The sequence below is a fragment of the Pseudomonas sp. NFPP04 genome (assembly GCF_900113815.1).
Lineage (GTDB): Bacteria > Pseudomonadota > Gammaproteobacteria > Pseudomonadales > Pseudomonadaceae > Aquipseudomonas > Aquipseudomonas extremorientalis.
Map to the genome: position 1 here is coordinate 226747 of NZ_FOQS01000006.1, position 14715 is coordinate 241461.

General features: G+C 57.5%; 16 protein-coding genes and 3 pseudogenes. 5 read left to right on the forward strand and 14 right to left on the reverse strand.

Features of this window, described 5'->3' with window-relative positions; all coding sequences use genetic code 11:
- Positions 1-370 precede the first annotated feature (370 nt).
- Genes gspD through gspG form a run of 5 tightly spaced genes read right to left on the reverse strand, consistent with a single transcriptional unit; the run spans position 371 to position 5531 of the window.
- On the reverse strand, positions 371-2647 hold the full coding sequence (gspD, locus tag BM017_RS15425; protein WP_092245887.1) for a type II secretion system secretin GspD: 2277 nt from the start codon (positions 2645-2647) through the stop codon (positions 371-373).
- Positions 2644-3156 carry a type II secretion system protein GspM gene (gspM, locus tag BM017_RS15430; protein ID WP_092245890.1) on the reverse strand — a complete coding sequence of 171 codons (513 nt, stop codon included), beginning with the start codon at positions 3154-3156 and terminating at the stop codon, positions 2644-2646. Before gspM ends, gspD begins: the two co-directional genes overlap by 4 nt.
- Positions 3149-4207 (reverse strand): type II secretion system protein GspL, encoded by a 1059-nt coding sequence (gspL, locus tag BM017_RS15435; RefSeq protein WP_092245893.1) that lies wholly within the window; start codon positions 4205-4207, stop codon positions 3149-3151. Before gspL ends, gspM begins: the two co-directional genes overlap by 8 nt.
- Positions 4204-5073, reverse strand: coding sequence for a type II secretion system minor pseudopilin GspK (gene gspK / locus BM017_RS15440; RefSeq protein ID WP_170856084.1), 870 nt, complete (start codon positions 5071-5073; stop codon positions 4204-4206). Before gspK ends, gspL begins: the two co-directional genes overlap by 4 nt.
- A gap of 8 nt (positions 5074-5081) precedes the next feature.
- Positions 5082-5531 (reverse strand): type II secretion system major pseudopilin GspG, encoded by a 450-nt coding sequence (gene gspG / locus BM017_RS15445; protein ID WP_058427239.1) that lies wholly within the window; start codon positions 5529-5531, stop codon positions 5082-5084.
- A gap of 148 nt (positions 5532-5679) precedes the next feature.
- Here gspG and gspI point away from each other — a divergent pair, with 148 nt between their 5' ends.
- A complete protein-coding gene (gene gspI, locus BM017_RS15450; RefSeq protein ID WP_058427240.1) occupies positions 5680-6045 on the forward strand; it encodes a type II secretion system minor pseudopilin GspI in 366 nt (121 codons plus the stop codon).
- On the opposite strand, the gene BM017_RS15455 is transcribed toward gspI, so the two are convergent.
- Positions 6032-6463, reverse strand: a complete 432-nt coding sequence (locus tag BM017_RS15455) for a type II secretion system protein N (RefSeq protein WP_058427241.1) — start codon at positions 6461-6463, stop codon at positions 6032-6034. The two genes, gspI and BM017_RS15455, sit on opposite strands and share 14 nt — an antisense overlap.
- Before the next feature lie 93 nt (positions 6464-6556).
- On the opposite strand from BM017_RS15455, the gene gspH reads away from it, so the two are divergent.
- Together gspH and BM017_RS15465 are read left to right on the forward strand one after the other, a co-directional pair.
- The gene (gene gspH / locus BM017_RS15460; protein ID WP_058427242.1) at positions 6557-7009 is read left to right on the forward strand and encodes a type II secretion system minor pseudopilin GspH; all 453 of its coding nucleotides are present in this window, start codon (positions 6557-6559) and stop codon (positions 7007-7009) included.
- Positions 7006-7602, forward strand: coding sequence for a type II secretion system protein GspJ (locus tag BM017_RS15465; protein WP_092245900.1), 597 nt, complete (start codon positions 7006-7008; stop codon positions 7600-7602). Before gspH ends, BM017_RS15465 begins: the two co-directional genes overlap by 4 nt.
- Positions 7603-7633: 31 nt before the next feature.
- Here the strand turns inward: BM017_RS15465 and BM017_RS15470 are convergent, their stop codons facing one another.
- The 7 genes and pseudogenes from BM017_RS15470 to BM017_RS29635 form a co-directional block, all read right to left on the reverse strand.
- Positions 7634-7885 (reverse strand): helix-turn-helix domain-containing protein, encoded by a 252-nt coding sequence (locus tag BM017_RS15470; protein ID WP_092245903.1) that lies wholly within the window; start codon positions 7883-7885, stop codon positions 7634-7636.
- A gap of 344 nt (positions 7886-8229) precedes the next feature.
- A complete protein-coding gene (locus tag BM017_RS15475; protein ID WP_092245906.1) occupies positions 8230-8688 on the reverse strand; it encodes a GNAT family N-acetyltransferase in 459 nt (152 codons plus the stop codon).
- A 25-nt stretch (positions 8689-8713) separates the two neighbouring features.
- Positions 8714-8899 (reverse strand): annotated as a pseudogene (locus BM017_RS15480) (transposase domain-containing protein); the annotation flags it as partial.
- Between the two features lie 461 nt (positions 8900-9360).
- Positions 9361-9864, reverse strand: coding sequence for a hypothetical protein (locus tag BM017_RS15490; RefSeq protein WP_092245909.1), 504 nt, complete (start codon positions 9862-9864; stop codon positions 9361-9363).
- 314 nt (positions 9865-10178) lie between these two features.
- Entirely contained in the window at positions 10179-10634 is a 456-nt protein-coding gene (locus BM017_RS15495) for a DUF4279 domain-containing protein (RefSeq protein WP_235595023.1), read from the reverse strand.
- Positions 10635-11210: 576 nt separating this feature from the next.
- The gene (locus tag BM017_RS15500) at positions 11211-11516 is read right to left on the reverse strand and encodes a MafI2 family immunity protein (protein ID WP_092245912.1); all 306 of its coding nucleotides are present in this window, start codon (positions 11514-11516) and stop codon (positions 11211-11213) included.
- A gap of 758 nt (positions 11517-12274) precedes the next feature.
- Positions 12275-12676: pseudogene (locus tag BM017_RS29635) on the reverse strand (DUF637 domain-containing protein); the annotation flags it as partial.
- Between the two features lie 86 nt (positions 12677-12762).
- On the opposite strand from BM017_RS29635, the gene BM017_RS15515 reads away from it, so the two are divergent.
- Positions 12763-13158: a helix-turn-helix domain-containing protein gene (locus BM017_RS15515; RefSeq protein ID WP_218189853.1), complete on the forward strand. Its 396-nt coding sequence runs from the start codon at positions 12763-12765 to the stop codon at positions 13156-13158.
- A gap of 54 nt (positions 13159-13212) precedes the next feature.
- Positions 13213-13812, forward strand: a complete 600-nt coding sequence (locus tag BM017_RS15520; protein WP_092245918.1) for an RNA 2'-phosphotransferase — start codon at positions 13213-13215, stop codon at positions 13810-13812.
- A 391-nt stretch (positions 13813-14203) separates the two neighbouring features.
- Here the strand turns inward: BM017_RS15520 and BM017_RS28885 are convergent.
- Positions 14204-14715, reverse strand: a pseudogene (locus BM017_RS28885) (hypothetical protein); the annotation flags it as partial.

Sequence of the window (14715 nt, forward strand, 5' to 3'; positions counted from 1 at the left end):
CTTCGCAGCCCAACGCGGGGCAAGCCCGCTCGCCACAGTAAGGCGGCGACACAGAACAAAAAACGTATCCACGATGCGCAGCGAGTCGCTCTTGATCTTGCTCTTCGGCGCCCCGTAAAACCACGCTGGCCGAACGCAGGCTTGAATCCGTGGGTAACCCGGCAGGACGCCGGGTTAGCCGCACTGGGCCATGGATGGCCCATTGCGGCGGCCCACGGATTCAAGCCTTCGTTACGGCACACCGAGCCTAGGCGAGGTGCCGAGTGGTGGGGCGAGGACCTTTTGGTTACTTTTGGGTCCTTCCAAAAGTGACCCGCTGTAAGAGCGGAACCATAAGCCGCCGTTACCGCAGCAACGGATATGTACTCAATCACCGTCTCCCCCCAGAACCAGGAATCGCCTTGTCCACAGAAGGCAACTGCGGCGCCTGCACATCCGGCATCGCCCAACTGTGCTCCGGCTGCAACCCCCCTTGCGCCCTGCGCATAAACTCATACCGATTCAACGTAATACTGCGCCCCGCCCCACTGTCCCGAATAATGTAGGGCCGCAAAAACACCATCAGGTTAGTCTTGTTCACACTGCGCTTCTCATTGCGAAACAACGCCCCCAACCCCGGAATATCCGATAACCACGGCACCGCATCATTGCTCTGGCTATACCCATCCTGCAGCAACCCACCGAGCACCATGATTTGCCCGTCATCCAGCAAAATACTGGTATCGATCGCGCGCTTGTTGGTCACCGTACCCGCCTCCACCGACGCCCGCGCATCCACGGTGCTGACCTCCTGGTAGATATCCAGCTTCACGGTGCCGCCTTCGGAAATCTGCGGCCGCACGTTCAACTTGAGCCCCACCTCTTCACGCTGCACGGTCTGGAACGGGTTGTTGCTGGTGCCCCCGCCGCCGGTCACATAACTGCCGGTGACAAACGGAATGGTCTGGCCCACGAAAATGCTCGCCGCTTCGTTGTCCAGGGTCAGCAGGTTGGGCGTGGACAATATGTTGGTGCCGCCCTTGCTCTTCAACGCACGGGCCAACACCTTGAGGTCGAGCACCTTGCCGATGCCGGGAATATCAACCGTGCCATTGACCACCCCCACATTCAGCCCCTTGGGCAGCACATCAATACTGGTGGGGCTATTGGGCTTACCATTCACGCCGCTACCGCCGAGGTTCACGCCACCAAACCCACCCTTGCCCCCCAGGTTGCCGGCCTGCCACTGCACGCCAAACTCGGTGGCATCGTCCTCGCCGACTTCCACGATTAGGCTTTCGATCACCACCTGGGCACGGCGCTGGTCGAGCATGTCGATGACTTCGCGCAGGTTGCGGTACAACGGGTCCGGCGCGGAGATCAGCAGGGTGTTGGTGGTGGCGTCGGCCTGGATCGTCACGCCGCCGGCACTGAACGCGGTGTCCTGGTCCTTGGGGGTGCCGTTGGTGCCGGTGGTCGAGCCGGTGGCCTGGCCATAACCCGACTGCACGCCGCTGCCGGTGGGCGTGCCGCTGCTGTTTTGCGCATTGCTCGCGCCTTGGGCGGTGTTCTTGCCATTGCCGCCCATGGCGCTGAGCTTGCCCCGGGCATCGTCGCTCACGCCGGAATCGCTCTCGCCGGTGAGCAAGCCGCGCAGTGACTGGGCCAACTTGCCCGCCTGGGCGTTGCGCAGGTACACCACGTGCATATTGCTGGGGTTGCTCTGGGCGTTGTCGAGTTTATAGATGAGGTTGCGCGCCAGTTCCGTCCGCTCCGGGCTGCCGGAGCGGATGATGATCGAGTTGGAGCGCGGGTCGCCGACCACGTTGATTTTCTGGGTCTGGTCGGCGCCCTGGGTGTCCAGCAGCTCGGAGACCATGGCGGCGATGTCCACGGCGATGCCGTTCTGCACCATCACCACATCGGTGTCGATGGCACTGGGGGTGTCGATACCGTTGATGATCTGCGCCACCCGCGCCAGGTTTTCCGCGTAGTCGGTGATGACGATGCTGTTGTTGCCGGGGTAGGCATTGATCGGGTTGTTCGGCGACACGATGGGGCGCAGCACCGGGATCAGGTTGACGGCGTTTTCGTATTGCAGACGGAAGGTGCGGGTCTGCATGCCACTGCTGCCAGCGCTGTAGATCGGCCCGCCGAGCAGCTTGGCATCGGCCTCGGGCACCACCTGGGCGACGCCGCCCACATCGACCACGCTGAAGCCCTGCATGCGCAGCGCCGCCAACAGCATGTCGTAGGCCTGATGCGCCGGCACCTGGCCTTCGCTGACCAGGGTGAGGTTGCCCTTCACACGCGGGTCGACCAGGAATTGTTGGCCGGTGGCGCGGGAGAGTGCGCGCACCACGGCCTGGATGTCGGCGTCGACAAAGTTGAGCTGCACCGGTTGGTCACCCAGCGGGTTGCGGGCCTTGACGGTTGCCGGGGCATGGCCGCGAGCACTGTTGGTGACGCGGTGCTGTACCGGCGCTTTGGGGGCGGGTTGGCTCTGGCGGTCGAGAACGGTCTCGCCACTGCGACGGGTGCCCGCCAGGGGCTGGCCGAGTTCGCTGTCCACCAGCAGCGGCTTGGACGCGTCCTGGTTGCTGCACGCACTCAGGGCCAGCACCAGCAACGGCGCGACCATACGGAAAGGGGGGACTGACCACTTCATGAAGCTTCCTTAGCGCCAAGCGCCTGATCCATGCGAACGGTCCCGGACACAGTGCCGGCCGAGTTGTCGACGGTATCGAGCACGCGCTGCAAATGCGCCTCGGACACCTCCAGGGAAAACGAACGGGCATTGCCCAGCAGCCAGCCCACCACCGCATCGGCCGGGGCGTTGTCCAAGGTCAGGCGCCACCCAGCGGGTTCGAGCGCCTGCAACTGGTAATGCCCCTGCAGACCGGCACTGTCCAGGGCCTGGCGCAGCGCGGCTTCGTCGCCCGGACTGGGCGCGGCGACGTCCTGCAACAACACTTGCAAGGCGGCGGCCTGAGCGCGCAGCTTGGGGGTTTCGGTCTGCCAGTAATCGATCTTCTTCAACGCGGGTTGCACCAGCGCCAGCCAGGTCAACAAGCTGGCCAGGACCAGGCCGGCGCCACCGAGCATGCGCTTTTCGCGCAGGGCCAGGCCGCTCCAGAACACCCGGGCCTGGCTGCGCAGTCGCTGGACTTTATTCATCGCCGGCTCCGGCTTTTTCTGCGGGCTGCACGGGAGCAATGGTCCAGGCCCGGCCCTCGCGGCTGGCGGTGAAACCGGCCTGGGCCAACGCCGCCTGCCATTCACCTTCGGCGGTCGGGTGACGGCTGTCGGCGAGCAGCTCGACACGCAAGCGTCCCTGTTCAAACGTCAGGTTGTCGACACTGCCGACCATGAACGGCAGGTTGCTGCCCACCAGTTGCAGCAGGCCGGGGAAGCGTTGGCCCGGGTCGGCGGCCGCGCCGGTCTGGCGTGCGGCCAATTGCTGGCGGGCCTGTTGCAAGGGGTTGAGCACCACCGGCAACGCCGGAAACGCCTGGCGCACCTGCTGGCTCATCAGCGCCTTGAGTCGCTGGCCTTGCTCCACCTGGCGCGCGGCGTACAGGTTGAGGCCCAGGGTCCAGATGGCGATGGCCAGCGCCACGCAGGCCAGTGCCCTGCCCCATCCGCCGGTCGAGGGCTGTGTGAGGCGACCCTGCAAGCCCCATGTGGGCACCGGCCCGCTCCAACGCTGCGCCGCTGCCACCAATGGCAGGTCCAGCGCCTGCAAACCCAGCGGGTGCACCGCGCCTTGTTGCAGGCTGTCACGGGTCAGCAGGTAGTCGTCATCCAACGCAGCGGCGCCCACCGGCAACGCATAGGGTGCCGGGTACAGGCCGCGCAGCTTGAGCGGCAACTGCGCCAACCGCTCCAGCCCGGCCTTGGGCACCCAGGCCACCTGCACGCGGCCATCGCTTTCACGAGGGCCGTGGGCGACCTGCATCTGCTCAACCGCGCCGAGGATCAACGCCTGGGCGGCACAAGCCACGGCGGCAGCGGTCTTCGCCGCGGGTAATGGCGGCAGCTCCAGGCTGGTCAGCAGGCTGTCCCGTGGATGCAGGAAACAGTCCGCCGCCTGACGCGCCTGGCCCAACTGCGCCACGCTGGCGTCGCCCTCTTCAATGACCACGCCACGCTCCACCCAGGCAAACCGGACCTGGCTCTGCGCGCTCAATTGATCCAGCGGCGGCAAGCCAATGCGCAAGCGTTTCATACGCCCACCCGCGACCAGATCACCCGGGGCAGCCGGTCTTCGGGGCGGTGCAACAAGGCGTCAAGGGTGACTCGCCGCTGCTCGCGCCGCGCCTGGCCCTGCACGCGAAACCACTCGCTGGTGATGCCCACCTGCACCGAATCCACCGCCACCTGGGGCAGGTGCAGGCGGTTGACGAAATCCCCCCGGTTGATAAACCACTGCCCGCTGTCACGCTCGGCCACCAATCCATGGGCCTGGGCCAGGCTGAGCTGGGGCACCACTGCACTGAGCACTTCGGCGCTGGCGGTGTTGCCGTTGACCCAGGTTGGGCCGGGCAACACGCTGATATAGGCCTGCATGCGCTGCAACACCAAGGGGTCGAGGCCTTCGATCCCGCTCAGCTCATCCAGGCTGCGCAGCATCGGGGATCTGGCGGGTGGTTCATAAGATGCGATCACCCGCTGACTGATGCGCCGACTCACCGCCGGGTCGACACCGATCAGGCGGCACAGCCGTTCGAAACTCTGCAGTTGCTCGGTGTCCACCTGCTCGCGGTTGACCAGATTGCGCAGGTTGAACTTGCCTTGCTCGTCCTCGATACGCCCCTCGAAGGCACCACCCTGGGCCCGCGCCCAGGGTTGGTCGAGACGGGTCAGCACGTCTTTCTGGCGGGCGTCCCAGAGCAGCTGCCGGCTGCGCTCCAGGCCGCCCTGCAACAGCCATTGGCCCTGGATGCGCAGCTGCTCGGCTTCGAGGCTGCGGGTAAATACGGTCTGGCGCGTGAGCATGGCGCCGGCCAGTACCGCCACCACCGCCGCGATCAGCAAGGCGCTGATAATCGCCATGCCGCGCTGCTTCGCCACTGGGGGCGAATACCGTTTCATGGCGGGCCTTAGAGCTGCCAGGAGCCGATATCGGCATTCACGCCATCGCCATCCGGTTGGCCGTCGGCGCCGAGGGAGAACACGTCCACCTCACCATTGGCGCCCGGGTTGAGGTAGTGATAAGGGTGGCCCCATGGGTCGTTGGGCAGGCGGTCCAGGTAGGCGCGCCAGTTGCTGTTCTTGGCGTCCGCCGGGCGCTCCACCAACACCTTGAGGCCCTGGTTCATGCTCGGGTAAGTGCCGTGGTCGAGGCGATAGAGCTTCAGCGCCTGCATCAACCCGCCGATGTCCTGTTTGGCCGCCGTGGCCCGCGCCTGGTCCGGGCGATCCAGGACCTTGGGCACCACCATCGCGGCGAGGATCCCGAGGATGACCACCACCACCATGATCTCGATCAGGGTGAAGCCACGCTGCCCGCGAGGGCCTGGCAATGGGGACGTTAGGCGCGCGATATCCATCTCGACATTCCTTGGCTTGAGTGCAATTCGTGGCGCAGTGTTGCAAGAACACATGTCAGTCGTATTGAAAATCCTCGGGAGTTTCAGTCGCCAATCGGTCAACTGCCGGCGCTAGTCTGCGGGCCTGTTTCCCGGCTTTGAGAGCGCCATGTACGGCCGTCGCAAGGAGCAAGGTTTTACCCTGATCGAAGTGCTGGTGGCGCTGGCGATCATCGCCGTGGCCATGGCCGCCGCTGTGCGCGTGGCCGGGTTGATGACCCAGAGCAACGGCCTGCTGCGAGACAAATCCATCGCGTTGCTGGCCGCGCAGAGTCGCCTCGCCGAACTGCGCCTGGAAGGCCACCTGCGCAGCGGCAAGAAGACCTTCACCTGCGATCAAGGCCGCCTGAAACTGCGCTGCGAGCAGACCATCAACGCCGACGGCCGCCTGTTCCAGGTCAACCTGCAAGTGCTCGACGCCAGCCGCGAAGCGCCGCCCCTGGCGCGGCTGGACACCCAGGTCATGGCCGAGTGAGCAGCGGCAGCGCAGGCCCCGGCGGCAACTTGTCGAGGTTGACGCGCAGCTTCTCGCCAGCGCGCTCGATCTCCACCCCGTCGCCTTCAATGGCGGTCAGCCGCACACCGGGGCTGAGCCGTTCCCCCAGCAGAAAGCTGCGCGGCGGGCCGTCATTCAGACTGAGGATCGCCACCGCGCCCCGCGCTCCCGCCAGTACGCCGGTGACCTTGACCTGCAACGCCGTCGGCACATTGGAAAACCATTGCAGCGCCGGGTTATCACTGCGCGCCGCCAGTGCCTGGGGCGTGGCTTGCGGCGTGTGGGATTCGGCGCTGGTGAGCAGCAGCGGCGTCCATACCGCCACACCCGCCAGCGCGGCCAGCACACCCACAGCCTGCACACCGTGGGCCAGGGTGAAACGAGGGGCAAATGTCATGGGGAGGACCTCCTGTTTGTCCGTCGCACCAGCCTACAGGTCAATTCGCACGCTTTTATTTCACACACTCCCCAGTTCTCCAGGTGGCCCGCGATGAAACAGCAAGGCTTCACCCTGATCGAGCTGATGGTGGTGCTGGTGATCATCGGCATCGCCAGCGCCGCCATCAGCCTCACCATCAAGCCCGACCCGCTGCACCTGCTGCGCAAAGACGCCGAGCGCCTGAGCCAACTGCTGCAAGTCGCCCAGGCCGAAGCCCACGCCGACGGCCGCCCCATCACCTGGCGCGCGGATGCCAAGGGCTTTCGCTTCAACCGCCAGCGGGACGACGGCCAGGGCCTCGACACCTTTAAAAACGACGACCCGTTGCGCCCACGCCTGTGGGAAAGCACGCCGATGCAGATCAGTCTAGAACCCCGGCAAACCCTGGTGCTCAACGCGGAATGGATCAACCCACCGCTGCGTGTGGTGCTGTCCGACGGCCAACACAGCCTGAGCCTGCAACGCGACGCCGCCGGTTTGATGCGCGTGGTCAGCCAACCATGAAGCCGGCACAGCAAGGCTTCACCCTGATCGAAGTGATGGTGGCGATCATGCTCATGGCGGTGGTCAGCCTGATCGCCTGGCGCGGGCTGGACAGCGTCACCCGCGCCGATCAGCATTTGCAGGCAAGCACCGAACAAACCGAAGTGCTGCTGCGCGCACTGAACCAGATGCAACGGGATATCAGCCTGCGTGCCAGCGTCGAACTGACGCCCCCTGAAGCCACACAAACGGAGGGATTGGCCGCCGTGACCGTGCGCAGCTCCGACAGCAAGGGCTTTCGCCTCGACGTGATCCGCAGCGCCCCAATGGCAGGCGACGGCCTGCAACGGGTACGTTGGTGGCTCAAGGGCGACGCACTCTACCGCGCCGCCGCCCCCGCACGGGACCGCTACCCCCTGCCGGCGGCAAAGGACGGCGTGGTGGTACTGACCGGCGTCAGTGACCTGCAGGTACGCGTATGGGAAGCGGACAAAGGCTGGCGGCAACTGAGCGGCAATCGCCGCGAAGACCCGTTGGGACTGGAGATCAGCCTGGTGCGGCAGACACCGCAGGGGGTGGAAAAATACCGGCAGGTGGTGGGACCCTTGAAATAGAGGCGGCCCTTTGACCGTCCCACCACTGTCATCATCCGCGCTCGCCGGTCTCAAGCCACACTTTGCTGACGCTCAAGGTTGTCGCCAGCTTTTCCACGCGATCCACTGGCAGCCCCCGTGAAAACCAATTGTTGAGGCACTGCGGGCTGACGTGCATCCATTCGGCAAAGGCCGTGGGCGGAATGCCGTAGGTGTTGAGCACCAGACGCAGGCGATGGCCGGAATGAAGGGTCGGGGGTTGTGGTGGGGTGTGGCGCCGGGGGGATTGTTTTCGGGTATGCATGAGGTGGGCGGCTCCCTGCCGTGGTGGATTGCTCCGTGAACTATAAAACAGCGCAGGCATGAAACAGCAGGTGTCTGGGAGGGCTGGAAAAGCATAAAACGAAATGACCTACATATTACAGGGAGCAATTCCTACGGCTCGATAGGAAGCTGAACGCCGGTCACGGCTGATCGACGTTCGGGTTGAACTGACTTGACCACGCATTACAACAATCGGCGTTGCACCGCTTCTTCCAGGGTACTGCGGGTCAAGGCATGCACCACGTCCTGCGTGTTCTTCTGGAAAGGAATGGCGACGATCGATCGCGGGTAACACACCTTGCTTAGGTTTTTGCTGTCATTGCCTCAAGGCTGAGTATGACTAGCGTTATGCTCGTCGAGATCAAATCTTTTCTGCATAAAAAACCGATTGTATCCAGCGACCGGGTAATCTTTGAGTTCTCCAAATATGCTGAAGCCGAGCCGGCGGTAAAAGTCCGGAGCCTGAAAAGAGAATGTGTCCAGCCAGATACCTTGGCAGCCTTTCTCACGCGCCAGCGCTTCCACCTTGTCCATCAACTTTGCGCCCAACCCTTGCCCGCGGGCAACTTCAGGGACTACCAGCAGCTCAACAAATAACCACTGCCCAGAAATTTTTGCGTATAGCCCACCTTGCGTAGCCCCTGCGTCATCCTTGATCAAGATCGCAAGTTTTTCAGTTCCAATGAGCCCCGTTTGTGCTTGGTTGTATTCGCGCAATGGCGCCAAAATCGCTTGGTAATCGACCTCTTGAGGCGTCTCATTTATCTGAATCCGTAAGTCCACAGCTTTCTCCTTGAGTGGTTTTTGATTAAACAGGCGCCCAACGATGTGGTAACAAGTTGGTGGCGTCCCATGCCCGCTGCGTGGGCAGACGAGTCAACACGTCTTTCATATAAGCATACGGCTCATGTCTGTTCATGCGCGCAGACTGGATCAAAGTCATAATCGCTGCCACCCGCTTTCCGCTGCGTAGCGATCCGGCAAACAACCTATTTTACCTTCTTATACCTTTTGCCCCAACTAAAGTTTAAGGAGAATAGAAAAATCCGGACCGAGCTCATTTCTCAAGCATTCAGCTAATCGCTCTCCTTCTCGCTTGAATTCGCGCTCTAACTCCTCACTCTTGAACCCAGAGTTTGGCGGGTAATCAGCATTCAGGGTTTCATCGTATATAGCGGCCCACTTTGATAGACGCAGCTGAAGCTCTTCAGAAATAGGAAGCCCGCAAGGAGCTATGTCCCCATACTCATCGGGGGGACATATTCCAAAGCGGATGACACTGATAATCCGCCATCAACTTTAGATTTTTCATTTAACGCTGCCCCTTGGATTTGCACCGACGACAAAACCGTTGTCGCCAACAGTCACAGCAATTCGCTGCGGCTGCCCATTAATACTTAACTCATAAATTGGGCACCCAGCTCCAGAGCCTTGATAACCAACGAGCTGGATCCCTCAAGGTCTGACCCCGTTTTCCACCCCCCCTTTTCCGCCCAACAAAACAAACGTCAACCCTTCGCTGGCAATTATTTCATCTGGCACCCTATCACAAAAAAAGAGCTCATCCCCTAAATTCAAAATTGATAGAAACGAGTCATATTCAAACAACAATAATACGCCTATCACTTTACGCTCTACCGAGGACTTTATAGCCGAGACCGAAAGCAATCTAAGCCCGACAACATCAAAAAAATAACTTCCACTAGAAACACAAAAATCAATCAATTTTCCGTACTCACCCAAATCGCATTCAGCAATAGGCGTTTCAGAAAAACATAGCGACACACCATCACTTCCGCAATATAACCTCCCACTCTCCAAATCTTCAAATCGAAAAGAAACCTCTTGAGGAATCGAGCCTCTATAAGACTCGAACACATGAAGCAATGCATTTACTGAAAGCAGCTTACTTCCTAACGCCCTCACTAACCAAGTATTCATAAGATATGAAAGACTCATTACCTACTCCCCCCTTCAAAGCACTTTTCACAGATGAATTCTGAGTCACCCCATCTTTCAAGATAGTCACAAACGTTCCATCTGGCTTGGTAACAACATGGACTCCTCAGGATCAGACCCCATTTATCCCCATAACTCGTATCGACTCAAACCGCCAAATTGCCCAAGCGTATTTACCTTCATTATGGAATCCCATCCGAATTGGTAGGCCGGGGAGTCAGTTTAGTAGAAGATAACCGAACGCTTACTGTTCCGTCCGGCAGCGTATTTCTACCATATTCAATTAATTGGATTCCGCCCCCTTACATTTTTTCTTATTCGACAAAGTAAACATCAAAAGAAACTTCCAAATCCAAGTCTGCTAAAGCTTTCATCTGCTCAGGCCAAAGTACTGGACCGCTGTGCCCCAGCAGAGAAAACCACACACACTTCAGGGTGATTTTCACCCCATCAATCTGCTGCACCAAACCCAAAGACTCACGATGCGGTTGGATCTCACGGACTAACCAATCAATGTGATCGCGAAGATCTTTAGACTGCACATTTCCCTCGCTAGATAAAAACCAGCTAGAGCTCTTCACCTCGCGCGTGACTCCACGACTATTTTTTACTTTTTCGCCTATAACAGTAATTTGTGTTGGTTGAACATGCATGATATTGGAAATTTCGCTTGGATGAATATCGCCAGGATAAATCATTAGCCTAACGAAGCACTCGGCGCATGTTTCATAGTCCGTGGATACCGGCGTAATTCTAGATTTTCTACTCACGACAAATAACCTCTAATATCTTTAACATAGTTTTGCCGGACAAGCGGGAGATACCCGAAGTCTCCGTCAGCTTTATATATAGCGCTACCCCAGACAGGCGTTCCTTTTGCACTAACTTAACTTACAATAAATGACTATTCCGGCATATATGAGATTGGAGGAACATCAAAGCCGTTCCAAAACACTAATAATCGCCCACAACAAGAACACTTAAGTGCACTATTCATTTCTCGATAAATAGACTCCGCATCAACGGAGCCTTGGAATTTTTCAAATCCATCATCTGAAATCATCAACCATTCAATTGAATTAGGTATCTCACCAAAATTTAACTTGCTACCACACCTGCAGAGAACTGATGGCATTTTATTTTCCTATAATAACGACATCATTAATATTTTTTGCACCTGAGCCGTTAACGCTACGCAGTACATCTCCTAATTGCTCTCTGGTAACGGAACTTTTCGATAAATCTAGCAGCCCCTCAGGGTCTGACCCCGTTTACCTTGCGTTCGATAAATAGGACTAATTACGTCAGGTAAAACGTGGCCTGTTGCTTTTGCACCAAGTCAAAAATCACTCTTTTCGACGATAAACGACCCTCTCAGCCTCCGACAAACTAGGTAGATCTTCGTTGCCTACAAAAATTTCCGACCTGCATTTTAAATCCGATCCCTGGTAAGCAGTATATTGACATATGATATCTTCTACCTCACCAATATCATCCTCTATATTTTCTTCAAGATAAAATCTTATTACCCAAACATCATCTTCACAATACAAAACTACCATCCTGAAGTTTGGAGTAACTGCCCCCAGCATCGCTTGAACAAGCATTAAGACTTGGAAATTCCAAGCTTTCAATTCGGCTTCTGCATTCATTTTTGAGTCCAGTTAGGGTTAGCAGGGACAATACTTGGGCTTTTTGTACCTTTGATGATAAAGACATTAGTAGGCTGACCGGTTATACCAACGCCAGTGTTAACGTTGGTCCCGGTTACGCCTTCGAACTTAACCACCGGGAACCCTTGAGCATTCTTACCTAAAATCTTAACCTGCCCTATGCGGTAAGCATCTAGTACTTTTTGAGCATCATCAACGCTGTTCAAGAACCCACCGCTTCCTCGAGCTTCAAGCTCAGGCCTTCCAGCGATATGCCGAAGCTGTTTCTGGCTGACTTTGCCAGCCACCTCTGGAAAATCTTTAGGTGTAAGAATGCCTTTTGCACCCCCCGCCACAGCCCGCCTATAAGCCACCACCCCCGCCGCAGTCCCCACCCCAACCGCCAGCGCGATCTTCAGGTTGTGCGCAATGTCCTGCGCCTGAGCATCGCTCAGTGCCCACTTCGACTTGAGCGACTCGACCATCGCGCCCACCGAGTGCTCGGTCGTGGCGGTCGCCAGCATTTCCTGAAATTCGTAATTGCCGTTGATCAGGCTCTGTACTGCCTCACGGGCGTCGGGCGAGGCGTAGTCGGCGATGTCGCGGATGGCGTTGAGGTTCGCCATGGTGTTGGCGACTTCTTTGGAGCTTGCCGCACAGGAACTGGGGTCGGCCTGGCAGCTGACGATGGCGTCAATGTCCTGCTGGAGGCTCAGTTCCTGGAATTTGCGCGTGGCGTCCTGGATACAGTATCGTCTGTGTGACAGGTAGTTGTATTGCGTGGCGTTCTTCGCCACCCAGCTGCCGGTCTCCAGCTTGGCGGCGTCAGTGTCGCTTTGTGCCGCAGCCGCCAGTACGCCGACGATCTGCGAACTCATGGTCAGCAGGGTGTCGTTGCCTTTGACCAACGTATCCAGGTGGCCAACCAGTGCTTCGCTTGCCGCCGCCGCCAATGCGCCGGTCTTGAAGTCGCCGCCGGTGGCTTCGGCCAGCAAGCCACCGACCATGGCGTGGATCGCCACCTTGGGTAACGAGCCGTCCGCCAGGACGTTTTTCGTGTAGTCCCCTACCAGGTTGAAACTGGCCGCCGCCAAGGTGTTGAACAAGGCATTTTTCAGCGCGTCACTGACACTGCAGCCCTGCCCCAGGGCTTTGTTCAGTCCCTCAGGGTCTGACCCCGTTTACCCGTGGTAAAACCTGGAGTACGTTAATGGCTGTCCTATTACAGATATCATCGACGATAGCCATGAGCATCACCAACGAAGAACGTGAATTTTTCATTGCCTTGGGCGAACGCATTGCCCGCCTGCGCAAAGAACACGGCATCACTCAAACTCAACTGGCCGAACGGCTGGGCGTGTCCCAGCAGACTAACCAAGCCTATGAGTCCGGCAAGCTGCGGATTCAGGTAGCGGCGTTGCCGGAGCGGGCCCGGCTGCTTTCGACCACACTCGAAGAACTGTTTGGTCAGCAGCAGGAAACCACTGTGCGTAAACGTGGCCCCGCTCCGAAATGGCAACAGCAACTGGAAGCCATCGACCAGCTACCTAAGAGCCAACAGAAATTCGTTGCGCAGATGCTCGATACCCTGATCGCTCAGGCCACGACTAAAGCTAGCGAAGGAAGGGAGATTTTGCAGTAAGTAAAAAGACTGCGACTAAATCCTGAAAAATCGAAAAATGCATGCAGGACAATCATGAATAACAAGCAACTAAACGAAACAAGCAAGTTTCTAAGTTATATCTTGCGCCATGAGCCTCACACTATCGGATTGCAACTCGACGCAGAAGGCTGGGCAGACATCAACTCTTTGATTACCGGCGCAGCGAAAGAAGGCCGCGTACTTGACCAGGCAATAATTCAGGCAGTAGTAAACAGCAGTGACAAGAAACGCTTTACCCTCTCCGACGATGGCCAGCGTATTCGAGCCGCACAGGGACATTCAGCACCAGACGTAAACCTCCAACACATAGAGAAAGAACCGCCAGAATTCCTCTACCATGGCACTGCAACACGCTTTCTTGAATCTATTCTTCAGCAAGGATTGATTGCAGGTTCACGCCACCATGTGCATCTATCGCAGGAGACTCTGACAGCTATCGCTGTCGGACAGCGCTACGGTAAACCAGTGGTTCTGAAGATTGAATCCCTGCGGATGTACCAACAGGGATTTAAATTTTTTCAGGCTGAAAATAGTGTTTGGTTAACTGAAGCGGTTCCCGTTAATTTTATTTCAAAACAAAATCAACTGCCCGACAGCTCAATGGATAAAAATACATCTACAGCCAGCACATGAAAAGTAAGATTCTCTGACAAAAACTGAATGCTGAAATGCCTCAACTTCGGCGGTTCGTGACTCGACACGGAACGCCATGCTTTCAAGTTATTCCTTACCAATTCGGAGTCTATAAACTCGGTCAACTTACCCAACCGAAACTCACTTGGATCACCATCAAACTCAAAAATAGCACCTCCAGGGAATGGCTCCCGAATAAAGCATCGCACAGACTTGAACGCAACCTCCCGCCTTAAAGCCAGTACAACCTCTTCGCTATCAACTACAACCTCCTTCTCATACTCAATATCAAGTATCACATCCGAGCCAACGGAGTGGAATGATACTCTTGACTCACCATATCCTGGCAGCCACTCATATGGATCTAGTATTAATTTTGGCTGACCTATTTTCATGGACGCACCGACTTTAATTGTTCTGCGCCTGTCGGCGGCAATTTGTTATTTTTTAACTGATCTGCTGCCAAATCATTGAATGTCTTACCTGGATAAGCCTCAACACCTGTCTGATTTCGCCCGAACCACTCACTTCGAGGGATAGCTGCCTGCTCAAGCGCGGTAGAAGTTCGCGTATTCAAAATAAGGCGAGTCCCCTTCATATCTACATAATCAACGGGAAGCTGATTCGGCTTAATTGTCCCAGCCCTCAAAGCGCTGGCTAAGTCATCAACTGTCTTGATCGGTGTGCCCGCCAGCTCTGAGTATACCTTTTGCCCTTCCTCACTAAAGGATCGATCAGACTTGATTTTATTTTGAGCAAAATTTGCTTCTGTTAACGTCCCTCTCCCTGCATTAGCAAGGGTACCTGCGCCTTTTGCACCCCCCGCCACAGCCCGCCTATAAGCCACCACCCCCGCCGCAGTCCCCACCCCAACCGCCAGCGCGATCTTCAGGTTGTGCGCAA

What these genes read in the sequence shown, in the direction of transcription:
- gspD (WP_092245887.1), bottom strand. Translation starts at nt 2,647, where the DNA reads ATGAAGTGGTCAGTCCCCCCTTTCCGTATGGTCGCGCCGTTGCTGGTG.
- gspM (WP_092245890.1), bottom strand. Translation starts at nt 3,156, where the DNA reads ATGAATAAAGTCCAGCGACTGCGCAGCCAGGCCCGGGTGTTCTGGAGC.
- gspL (WP_092245893.1), bottom strand. Translation starts at nt 4,207, where the DNA reads ATGAAACGCTTGCGCATTGGCTTGCCGCCGCTGGATCAATTGAGCGCG.
- gspK (WP_170856084.1), bottom strand. Translation starts at nt 5,073, where the DNA reads ATGAAACGGTATTCGCCCCCAGTGGCGAAGCAGCGCGGCATGGCGATT.
- gspG (WP_058427239.1), bottom strand. Translation starts at nt 5,531, where the DNA reads ATGGATATCGCGCGCCTAACGTCCCCATTGCCAGGCCCTCGCGGGCAG.
- gspI (WP_058427240.1), top strand. Translation starts at nt 5,680, where the DNA reads ATGTACGGCCGTCGCAAGGAGCAAGGTTTTACCCTGATCGAAGTGCTG.
- BM017_RS15455 (WP_058427241.1), bottom strand. Translation starts at nt 6,463, where the DNA reads ATGACATTTGCCCCTCGTTTCACCCTGGCCCACGGTGTGCAGGCTGTG.
- gspH (WP_058427242.1), top strand. Translation starts at nt 6,557, where the DNA reads ATGAAACAGCAAGGCTTCACCCTGATCGAGCTGATGGTGGTGCTGGTG.
- BM017_RS15465 (WP_092245900.1), top strand. Translation starts at nt 7,006, where the DNA reads ATGAAGCCGGCACAGCAAGGCTTCACCCTGATCGAAGTGATGGTGGCG.
- BM017_RS15470 (WP_092245903.1), bottom strand. Translation starts at nt 7,885, where the DNA reads ATGCATACCCGAAAACAATCCCCCCGGCGCCACACCCCACCACAACCC.
- BM017_RS15490 (WP_092245909.1), bottom strand. Translation starts at nt 9,864, where the DNA reads ATGAGTCTTTCATATCTTATGAATACTTGGTTAGTGAGGGCGTTAGGA.
- BM017_RS15500 (WP_092245912.1), bottom strand. Translation starts at nt 11,516, where the DNA reads ATGAATGCAGAAGCCGAATTGAAAGCTTGGAATTTCCAAGTCTTAATG.
- BM017_RS15515 (WP_218189853.1), top strand. Translation starts at nt 12,763, where the DNA reads ATGAGCATCACCAACGAAGAACGTGAATTTTTCATTGCCTTGGGCGAA.
- BM017_RS15520 (WP_092245918.1), top strand. Translation starts at nt 13,213, where the DNA reads ATGAATAACAAGCAACTAAACGAAACAAGCAAGTTTCTAAGTTATATC.